This is a genomic window from Rhizobacter sp. (genome assembly GCF_031412075.1).
In the GTDB taxonomy this organism is placed as follows: domain Bacteria; phylum Pseudomonadota; class Gammaproteobacteria; order Burkholderiales; family Burkholderiaceae_C; genus Rhizobacter.
Map to the genome: position 1 here is coordinate 1 of NZ_JANOCG010000063.1, position 9,777 is coordinate 9,777.

At 66.6% G+C, this 9,777-nt stretch carries 9 protein-coding genes; 4 read left to right on the forward strand and 5 right to left on the reverse strand.

The window, feature by feature from the left end; genetic code table 11:
• Nucleotides 1-218 (reverse strand): ATP-binding cassette domain-containing protein (locus RMO40_RS02215; protein WP_309715660.1); only part of this gene is annotated, 218 nt, incomplete at its 3' end.
• A 109-nt stretch (nucleotides 219-327) separates the two neighbouring features.
• Nucleotides 328-1,233, reverse strand: coding sequence for an alpha/beta fold hydrolase (locus tag RMO40_RS02220; protein ID WP_309715663.1), 906 nt, complete (start codon nucleotides 1,231-1,233; stop codon nucleotides 328-330).
• Between the two features lie 202 nt (nucleotides 1,234-1,435).
• On the opposite strand from RMO40_RS02220, the gene RMO40_RS02225 reads away from it, so the two are divergent.
• The gene (locus RMO40_RS02225; protein ID WP_309715666.1) at nucleotides 1,436-1,765 is read left to right on the forward strand and encodes a hypothetical protein; all 330 of its coding nucleotides are present in this window, start codon (nucleotides 1,436-1,438) and stop codon (nucleotides 1,763-1,765) included.
• Between the two features lie 9 nt (nucleotides 1,766-1,774).
• Here the strand turns inward: RMO40_RS02225 and RMO40_RS02230 are convergent, their stop codons facing one another.
• Nucleotides 1,775-2,806: an ABC transporter substrate-binding protein gene (locus RMO40_RS02230; RefSeq protein WP_309715669.1), complete on the reverse strand. Its 1,032-nt coding sequence runs from the start codon at nucleotides 2,804-2,806 to the stop codon at nucleotides 1,775-1,777.
• A 55-nt stretch (nucleotides 2,807-2,861) separates the two neighbouring features.
• A complete protein-coding gene (gene guaD, locus RMO40_RS02235) occupies nucleotides 2,862-4,166 on the reverse strand; it encodes a guanine deaminase (RefSeq protein ID WP_309715671.1) in 1,305 nt (434 codons plus the stop codon).
• Between the two features lie 103 nt (nucleotides 4,167-4,269).
• Between guaD and xdhA the strand changes: the two genes are divergently transcribed.
• Genes xdhA through xdhC form a run of 3 tightly spaced genes read left to right on the forward strand, consistent with a single transcriptional unit; the run spans nucleotide 4,270 to nucleotide 9,105 of the window.
• Nucleotides 4,270-5,883: a xanthine dehydrogenase small subunit gene (gene xdhA / locus RMO40_RS02240; RefSeq protein ID WP_309715674.1), complete on the forward strand. Its 1,614-nt coding sequence runs from the start codon at nucleotides 4,270-4,272 to the stop codon at nucleotides 5,881-5,883.
• The gene (gene xdhB, locus RMO40_RS02245) at nucleotides 5,880-8,294 is read left to right on the forward strand and encodes a xanthine dehydrogenase molybdopterin binding subunit (RefSeq protein WP_309715677.1); all 2,415 of its coding nucleotides are present in this window, start codon (nucleotides 5,880-5,882) and stop codon (nucleotides 8,292-8,294) included. Before xdhA ends, xdhB begins: the two co-directional genes overlap by 4 nt.
• A gap of 4 nt (nucleotides 8,295-8,298) precedes the next feature.
• Entirely contained in the window at nucleotides 8,299-9,105 is an 807-nt protein-coding gene (gene xdhC / locus RMO40_RS02250; protein WP_309715680.1) for a xanthine dehydrogenase accessory protein XdhC, read from the forward strand.
• Here xdhC and RMO40_RS02255 read toward each other — a convergent pair.
• Nucleotides 9,102-9,777 (reverse strand): phosphoenolpyruvate carboxylase (locus RMO40_RS02255; protein ID WP_309715683.1); only part of this gene is annotated, 676 nt, incomplete at its 5' end. The two genes, xdhC and RMO40_RS02255, sit on opposite strands and share 4 nt — an antisense overlap.

The window sequence follows — 9,777 nt, forward strand, 5'->3', positions numbered from 1 at the left end:
TCTTTGCCGTCGATCAGGATGTTGCCTTGCGAGGGCATCTTCAAGCCCGTGGCCAGCTTCATGAAGGTGGACTTGCCGCAGCCCGAAGGCCCCACGATGGCAATGAACTCGCCTTGGTTGACTTGCAGCGAGATGTCTTCAACGGCGTACTGCTTCTTCGCAAGCAGCTCGTCGTTGTACGCGAGCCAGACATTGCGAAAGTCCACAAAAGAGGTCATGTCTGCCCCTCGTTCGATGAATACATCGAACGATCCCCCAAGGGGATGCGGGCCGGCTTGGGAGCGGCCCGGCGCTCGGCCCGCAGGCACGAGTGAGGCTTAGAACGATTCATGGCGGTTTGGGCAATTGGTAGATGACGGACTTCACGGCCTGTTGGTAGAGCTGGGGTGCTTCGCTGTGCAGGTAGCTGTGCGTGCCCCCCGGCACCTCGACCCAGCGCACGCCGGGCCGGGCGGCGTCACGCAATTTCCGGCCCAGGGCCACGGGCACGGTTTTGTCCTGGTCGCCGTGGAGCATCAGGATGGGGGCGTCGACCCGGCCGATCCTGCTGAGGGAATCAAACTTCTGCCGTGTGATCCACGAGGCGATCGTGCCCCAGAACCCCACCGCCGCCGCCACGTCGGGCATGTTGGTGAAAGTCGATTCGACGATCAGCGCGCCGTAGTCAACGCGGTAGTGCTTGCGGCTGGCCAGGTTGATGGCCACGCCGCCGCCCATCGAGTGGCCAAAGATCACGCGCTGGCGCGGGTCCGGTTGGCGGCGGGTGAGCTCGCTCCAGGCGGTGTCGGCGTCGGCCACGATGGTGGCCTCGGACGGCACCATCGGCGTGCTGTCGCCCCAGCCGCGGTAGTCGACCGCCAGCACGTTGAAGCCGGCCTCGCGCAGGGCTTCGATCTTCGGGCGGTTGCGGTACAGGTTGCGAAAGGTGCCGTGCAGGTAGAGCAGCGCCGGCGCGTTGGGCTCGCCGCTGGGCAGCCACCAGAACTGCAACGTGTCGGTCGTGCCTGCGGTCAGGCCGGGCACGCTGATGGTGAAGGTCTCGTCGCCCGCGCGCAGGCCCTTGAAGTCGGCTGGCCGGCCGGGGCTGGGGCGGTAGACCAGCTCTCGCTCCTTGACATCCCACCAGGCGCAGCCGCCAAGCGACGAGAGCAGGCAAAGCGTCACACACCCCGCTGCGAAGCCCCGCACCCGCCGCGCGGAAGTGCCCAAAAACCTGGCGACAATCGTGTTCATGAGATTCCTTGTTCCTGCCCTGGCCGGCGGGCTGCTTTGTTGCGCCCCGCCTGTGTATTCACAAACAGCCCCGCCTCAGGTCGCGCCGCCCAGCGAGCCGGCCGCTCCGGTGGCAGCACCACCGCCCCGCGATTCCTGGCGGCTGATGGCGTCGCCGTTTTCTTACCATTATTCACGCGACGAGGCTCACCGGCCGGTGCTCATGATCGGGCTGGAGCGGCAGCGCTCCGACGGTTATGTGTGGGGCGGCACCTATTTCAGCAACTCGTTCGGGCAGCCCAGTGGCTACGTCTACGTGGGCGAGCGGCTGGCCAACTGGAGCCAATACCCGCAGCTGTTTGCCCAGTGGACGGCCGGCGTGCTGTATGGCTACAAGGGCGAGTTCAAGGACAAGGTGCCGCTGAACCACGGCGGGTTTTCGCCGGGCGCGGTGTTGTCGGTCGGCTGGCAGTTCACGCCGGTGTATTCGGCCCAGCTGAACGTGCTGGGCAACTCGGCGCTGATGTTTCAGGTGTCGGTCGATTTGCCCTGAGGCGCCGCGCTACTTCTTCGCGGCCTTGGCGAAGATGTCGCGCTCGGCGGCTGCGGGCAGGTAGCCACCGTTCCACACCGCAGCGGGGTTAACGCGCTCCTTGGTGGCGAAAGCATCCGACACCTGGCTCGCCATCAGCGCCAGACGCGCGCTTTTGGCTTCGCCAAACCCCTCGGCCTTGGCGTCGGCGGTCAGCACGGTGGCGTCGAGTGCGAGCTTCAGGCGGCGGGTTTCCAGCTCTTCGTTGATGATGCCGTCGCGCGCTTTCACCGTGGCGATCGAGGCCTGGGGGTCGGCGATCACGTCTTTCATGCCCTTGCTGAAGGCGCGCAAAAACGCCTTCACCGCCTCGGGGTTCTTCTTCAGGAACTCTTCGCCCACGATGATGGCGTTGCCGTAGAGCTTCACGCCGTAGGCGGGGTAGGGCAGGATCACCACGTCGTCGGCTTTCACGCCGCGTGCTTCCAGGTTGAGCAGCGAGGTGAACGAAAAACCGGTGATGGCGTCGACGTCACCGCGCACGAGCATGGTTTCGCGCAGCGGCGGGTCCATCGCCGTCCAGGCCACGTTGCTCACGTTGTTGGCCTTGGCAAAGATCGGCCAGGCCTTGCGGCCGGCGTCGAACACCGGGGCGCCGAGGCGTCTGCCGTTCAGGTCGGCCGGCGTCTTGATGCCGCTTTTCTTGAGCGCGAGCACGGCGGCCGGCGTGTTGTTGTAGACCATCATCACCGCCACCGGCTTGTTGGGGGCGGTCGGGTTGTTGGCGTGGAACTCCATCAATGCGGCCAGGTCGGCAAAGCCCATGTCGTAGGTGCCCGAGGCCACGCGGGTGACCGTGCCGCCCGAGCCGTTGCCGGCGTCGACGGTGACGTTGAGCTTCTCCGCCTTGAAGTAGCCCTTGGCCGCCGGCACGAGGAAGAGCGCCGCCGGGCCTTCGAAGCGCCAATCGAGCTGGAACTTGACGGCGGTTTCCTGGGCATGTGCGAGCGGCAGCCAGGTGGCGAACAGGGTGGCGATGAAAGTGCGCTTGCTGAAGGTCATGGGAGGTGTCTCTGAGAGGGAAAACGTGAAGTGGTCTGAGCTGCAAGAACCATGCTCAGGGCGGCATGTGGCGGCCGGCAACGTAGGTGGCCGCGAGGTTGCGCTCGTCGCCCAGTGTCATCCAGGCGAACACCTTTTCGTGCAGGTCGCGGGCGACGGTCAGGCGGCGTTGGGCCACGGGGCCCACGGCCCAGTCCCAGACGCACACGTCGGCCATGCGGCCGGGCTCCAGCGAGCCGATCTCGTCGGCCAGGTGCAGCGCCTCGGCCGCGCCCAGCGTGACGGCGTGCAAGGCCTTCCATGCCGTGAGGCGCTGGCCGGCCATGGCTTGCACCTTGTAGGCGTCGGCCAGGCTCTTCAGCTGGCACAGGCTGGTGCCGCCACCCACGTCGGAGGCCACGCTCACCGCCGCGCCCGCGGCCTCGGCCGTGCGCCAGTCGAACAGGCCGCTGCCGAGGAACAGGTTGGACGAGGGGCTGTGCGCGATCTGCGCGCCACTGTCTCGAAGCGCCGCGCGGTCGGCGTCGTCGAGCCAGATGCCGTGGGCCAGAACGCTGCGTTCGTTGAGCAGGCCGGCGCGGCCATACACATCGAGGTAGCTGCGGGCTTCGGGAAACAGCTCGCGCACCCAAGCCACCTCTTCGCGGTTTTCGGCCACGTGGGTCTGCATGTAGACGCCCGGGTGGGCCTGGCAGAGCGCGCCCGCCATCGCCAGCTGCTCGGGCGTGCTGGTGGGGGCAAAACGCACGGTCACGGCGTAGGCCAGGCGGTCGGTGCCGTGCCAGCGCTGGATGAGGTCGACACAGTCGCGCTCGGCCTGGGCCACGTCGTCGCGCAGGCCGTCGGGGGCGTGGCGGTCCATCAGCACCTTGCCGGTGATGAGGCGCATGCCGCGCGCCTGGGCGGCGGCAAAGAGCGTCTCGGCGCTGACCTTGTGCACGGTGGGAAAGACCACCGCGCTGGTCGTGCCATGTCCCAGCAGCGCGTCGAGAAAACGCGCCGCGCCCACCACCGCCTCGCCGGCATCGGCATAACGCTGCTCGGCCGGGAAGGTGTAGGTGTTGAGCCAGTCGAGCAGCTCGGTGCCGTAACTCGCGATCACGTCGAGCTGCGGGCTGTGCACGTGGGTGTCGATGAAGCCGGGCAGGATGAGGCGGCCGGTGTGGTCGTGTGGTGCCCAGGTGGCGTCAGGGGTTTGTGCGCCGGGCTGGGCGCCGACGATGCGCCCGCTGTCGATCAGCAGCCAATGGTCAGGCCGGTAGCGCACCAAGGGGGAGTCGGTTGCACCCCATTCGGGCGCGCCGGTGAAGTCGAGCAGGTTGCCGCGCAGGGCCAGGCGTGGAGCGGGTGGGTTGGGCATGGGCTCAGGCGTGCAAGCGGCGTACCCACACACCTGCGTGCGGCACGCTGCGTGCTACGTTGACTCTGTGACAAACCCCGTGCTGTGACATAAGCTTTCTCGGATGAATCCGCAACCGATACGCTTTTACCACCGTGGCGCCGTTGTCGAGGTGAATGGCCCTCACCCCACCCGCTCGGTGCTCGACTGGCTGAGAGAAGACGCCCGCTGCACCGGCACCAAGGAAGGCTGCAACGAGGGTGACTGCGGTGCCTGCACGGTGGTGATCGGTGAGCTGGCGCAGCCCGGTGACGCGTCGGCCGTGCGTGGCCTCGCGCTCAAGACCGTCAACGCCTGCATCCAGTTTTTGCCGACGCTCGATGGCAAGGCCTTGTTCACGGTGGAGGATGTCAGCCCCTCGGCCGATGAGTACACCGGCCGATCCCCCGAGGGGATGCGGGCCGGCTCGGGAGCGGCCCAGCGCTCGGCCCGCGCGAAAGTGCTGCATCCCACCCAGCAGGCGATGGTCGAGTGCCATGGTTCGCAGTGCGGCTTTTGCACACCGGGTTTCGTGATGTCTTTGTGGTCAAGCTACGAGCGGCACCAAGCGTGTGGCGCGCGCCCGACCCGCCAAGCCATTGCCGATGAACTCTCGGGCAACCTGTGTCGCTGCACCGGCTACCGGCCGATCTTGGATGCGGGTGAGCGCATGTTCGAGCTGCCGCGGGCCACGCTCGACACCGCACCGGTGGTGACTGCGCTGAAGAGCATTCAACGCGAAAGCGGTTTTCGCTACGCCGCGTTCAACCGCCAGGTCGAAGGGCCGCAGCGGGTCGACCACTTTCGCGCGCCACGCACGCTCGAAGATCTGGCCTTGCTTCGCGAGCAGCGACCGCAAGCGCTGCTGCTGGCCGGCGCCACCGACGTGGGGCTGTGGGTCAACAAGCAGTTCAAGCCGTTGGGCGACATCATTTATCTGGGTGATGTGGACGAGCTGAAGCGCATTGAAGAGCAAGACGGCGAGCTGCTGATCGGCGCCGGTGCATCGCTCGAATCGGCCTGGCGTGCGCTCGCGCAGCGCCTGCCCTCGCTCACCGAGGTGTGGTTGCGTTTTGCCTCGCCGCCCATCCGCAACGCCGGCACCATGGGCGGCAACATCGCCAACGGCTCGCCCATCGGCGATGCAGCGCCGGTGCTGATGGCGCTCGACGCACAGCTGTTGCTGCGCAAGGGTGTGCGCACCCGGCGTGTGCCCTTGTCCGAGTTCTACCTCGACTACATGCAGAACCAGTTGCAAGCCGGTGAGTTCGTGCAGGCGATGGCGGTGCCGCTGCCCGCGATGCAGCGGCAGGTGCGCGCCTACAAGATCAGCAAACGTTTCGACTGCGACATCTCGGCGCTGTGCGCCGGCCTCGCCATCGAGCTCGAGGGCGACGTGGTGAAACAAGTGCGCATCGCCTTCGGCGGCATGGCCGCCACCGTCAAGCGCGCCACCGCGGCCGAAGCCGCACTCACCAACCAGCCCTGGACACAAGAGGCGGTGACGCTCGCGCAAGCGGCGCTGGCGCAAGAATTCAAGCCCCTCTCCGACATGCGGGCGAGCGCCGCCTACCGCATGCAGGTGGCGCAAAACCTGTTGTTGCGCTTCTGGCTGGAAACGCGTCCGCACGATGCCTTGCCGCCGCAAGCCACCAGCGTGTGGAGCGGGATGCCGCATGCCGTCGAGGCCGAACGATGAACAAGCCGCGCGACACCTTCTTGCAGCCGCCCTCCGAAGCGCAGGCCTTGAGTGCGGGTGCGCGGGTCGGCATCAGCCGCCCGCACGAGTCGGCCCATTTGCATGTGGCGGGCGAAGCGGCCTACATCGACGACCTGCCCGAACTCGCCGGCACCTTGCACGCGGCGCTGGGCTTGTCGCCGGTGGCGCATGGGCGCTTGATCGCCATCGACGTGGACGCCGTGCGCGCCATGCCTGGCGTGGTGGCCGTGCTGACGGCCGCCGACATTCCCGGCCCCAACGATTGCGGGTCCATCGTTCACGACGAGCCCATCCTCGCCGAGGGCGAATTGCGCTACCTCGGGCAGCCGGTGTTTGCGGTGATCGCGAGCACACGCGATGCCGCCCGCCGCGCTGCGGCGCGGGCCAAGAGCGTGCTGAAGGTCGAGGCGCTGCCGCCGGTGTTGACGCCACAAGATGCGCATGCGCGAGGCCAATACGTGCTGCCGCCGATGCACCTGGTACGCGGCGATACGCAGAAAGCCATCGCCGCCGCACCGCATCGTTTGAAGGGCACGCTCGACGTCGGCGGGCAAGAGCAGTTCTACCTCGAAGGCCAGATCAGCTATGCCATCCCGAAAGAGAACGATGGCATGCTGGTGCACTGCTCCACCCAGCACCCGAGCGAGATGCAGCACCTGGTGGCGCACGCGCTCAAGCTGCAGGCCCATCACGTGCAGGTGGAGTGCCGGCGCATGGGCGGCGGCTTCGGCGGCAAGGAGTCGCAGTCGGCTCCCTTTGCCTGCATTGCCGCGGTGGCCGCGCGCCGGCTCAATCGGCCGGTGAAGTTGCGGCTCGATCGAGACGACGACTTTCTCATCACCGGCCGGCGCCACTGCTTCTGGTACGAATACGAAGTGGGTTATGACGACGAAGGCCGCGTGCTCGGCAGTGAGATCACCATGGTCTCGCGCGCCGGCCACTCGGCCGACCTGTCGGGCCCGGTGATGACCCGCGCGCTGTGCCACTTCGACAACGCCTACTGGCTGCCCCACGTGGCCATGCACGGCTACTCGGGCAAGACCAACACGCAATCGAACACCGCCTTCCGCGGCTTTGGTGGGCCACAAGGTGCCATTGCCATCGAGAACATCCTCGACACGATTTCGCGCACGCTGGGTCGCGACCCACTGGATGTGCGGCGAGCCAACTACTACGGCAAAGATGAGCGCCACATCACGCTCGACACCGGGAACGGTGTCACGACACCGTATGGCCAGCAGGTCGAAGACAACATCATCCACGAGCTGAGTGCGCAGCTCGAAGTGACAAGCGACTACCGCGCGCGCCGCGCCGCCATCGCGCAGTTCAACGCGACGAGCCCGGTACTCAAGCGGGGCATCGCGTTCACACCGGTCAAGTTCGGCATCTCGTTCAACGTGGCCCACTTCAACCAGGCGGGTGCCTTGGTGCATGTGTACAACGACGGCTCCATCCTCGTGAACCACGGTGGCACCGAGATGGGCCAGGGTCTCAACACCAAGGTGGCGCAGGTGGTGGCGCACGAGCTGGGGGTGGGTTTCGAGAGCGTGCGTGTCACGGCGACCGACACGCACAAGGTCGCCAACACCTCGGCCACGGCGGCCTCCACAGGCAGTGACTTGAACGGCAAGGCCGCACAAGACGCGGCGCGGCAGATTCGCGAGCGGCTGGCGGCGTTTGCGGCGGCACAAAGCGGCGTCAAGCCGAGCGAGGTTCACTTTGCCAACGACCGTGTGCTGATCGGCAGCAAGAAGGGCAAGAAGCACGAGCTCTCGTTTTGCGAGCTGGTTGCGCAGGCCTACCTGGCCAGCGTGCAGCTGTGGTCTGACGGTTTCTATTCCACGCCCGGCCTGCACTGGAACCGCGAGACGCTGCAAGGCAAGCCCTTCTTCTACTTCGCGTACGGCGCTGCCGTCAGCGAGGTGCTGGTGGACACGCTCACCGGCGAGTGGAAGCTGCTGCGCGCTGATCTGCTGCACGACGTGGGCCGCTCGCTCAACCCGGCCGTCGACATCGGTCAGGTCGAAGGGGCGTTCATCCAGGGCATGGGCTGGTTGACCACCGAAGAGCTGGTTTGGCACCCAGCCGACGGCTCAGAGAAAGCCGGCATGTTGAGCACGCACGCACCGAGCACCTACAAGATTCCCACTGCCAACGACTGCCCGCCGATTTTCAACGTGAAGCTGTACGACGGCGACAACCCCGCCGACACCATCCACCGCAGCAAGGCAGTCGGCGAGCCGCCACTGCTGCTGCCGTTCTCGGTGTTCTTTGCGATCCGCGATGCGGTGTCGTCGGTGGGTGGGCACCGGATCGATCCGCCGCTCTCTGCGCCGGCCACGAGCGAATCCATCCTGCGTGCGATCAACGCGGTGCAGGGCAGGGCCTGAGCGCATGCAACTCGGCCTGATTGCACGCGACTGGCTTGCCGCCGATGTGGCGGCGGTGTGGGTCGAGGTGAGCGAGACGAAAGGCTCGGTGCCGCGAGAGCGGGGCACGCGCATGCTGGTGTCGGCGCAGCAGACGGCGGGCACCATCGGTGGCGGCCACCTCGAGCTGAAGGCCATCGCGCTTGCACGCGAGATGCTGGCCAGCGGCGACAACACCGTGCGCTCCTTGCACCTGCCCCTCGGCCCGGCCCTGGGGCAGTGTTGTGGCGGCGCGGTGACGCTGCACTTCGAGCGATTGCAAGAGTGCCACCTGAACCACTGGCCCACCGAGCCACCGATGTTTCACTTGCAGCTGTATGGCGCAGGCCATGTAGGCCGCGCCATTGCCAATGTGCTGGCCGGCCTGAACGTGCAGGTCGACTGGGTCGACGAACGAGAAGACGAATTCCCTCCCATGCTCGGTGGGCCGGTGTGGCCGCCACACATCCGCAAGTGCGTGGGTGATGGCGTCGAAGCCGAGGTGCGCCATGCGCCGCCTGGCGCCTTCTACCTGGTGCTGACCCACCAGCACGACCTCGATCTGCGCATCACCGAAGCCATTCTTCGCCGCGGCGACTTCGGCTTTCTCGGGCTGATTGGCTCGCGCACCAAGAAGCAGAAGTTCACCCACCGCCTCGAAGAGCGTGGTATCGCACCTGCGTTGATCGACCGCATGGTCTGCCCCATCGGCCTGCCCGGCATCAGCGGCAAGGAACCCGAGGTCATTGCCGTGGCGGTGGTGGCCCAGCTCCTCAAGCAGGTGCGAATCTAGCCCGTGTTGCGCAAGCCCGCCGCCACGCCGTTGATCGAGATGTGGATGCCGCGTTGCACACGTTCGTTGGTGAGGTCACCTTCGCGCTGCTGACGGTAGCACCGCATCAGTTCGACCTGCAAGTGGTTGAGCGGGTCGAGGTAAGGGAAACGGTGCTCGATCGAGCGCGCCAGCGACGGGTTGGAGGCCAGGCGCTTTTTCTCGCCGGTGATCAGGCTGAGCGCGTCGGAGGTGGCCTGCCACTCGGCCTGGATGGCCGCGAAGATGCGCTTGCCCAGGCGTTTGTCTTCCACCAGCTCCACATAACGTGCGGCGATGTTGAGGTCGCTCTTGGCCAGCACCATGTCGAGGTTCGACAGCAACGTGCGAAAGAACGGCCACTGCTTGTGCATGCGCTGCAGCAGCGCGAGCCGCTCCTTGCGAGATTCGCTGAGGTAGCTGTTGATCGCCGAGCCGAAGCCGCACCAGCCCGGCAGCGCCACGCGGCACTGACCCCAGCTGAAGCCCCAGGGAATGGCGCGCAGGTCTTCGATCGCGCGGGTGGCCTTGCGCGAGGCCGGGCGCGAACCGATGTTCAGCTCGGCGATCTCGCGGATGGGCGTGGCAGCGAAGAAGTAATCGGTGAAGCCCGGGGTCTCGTAGACCAGCTTGCGGTAGGCCGCCATGCTCGCG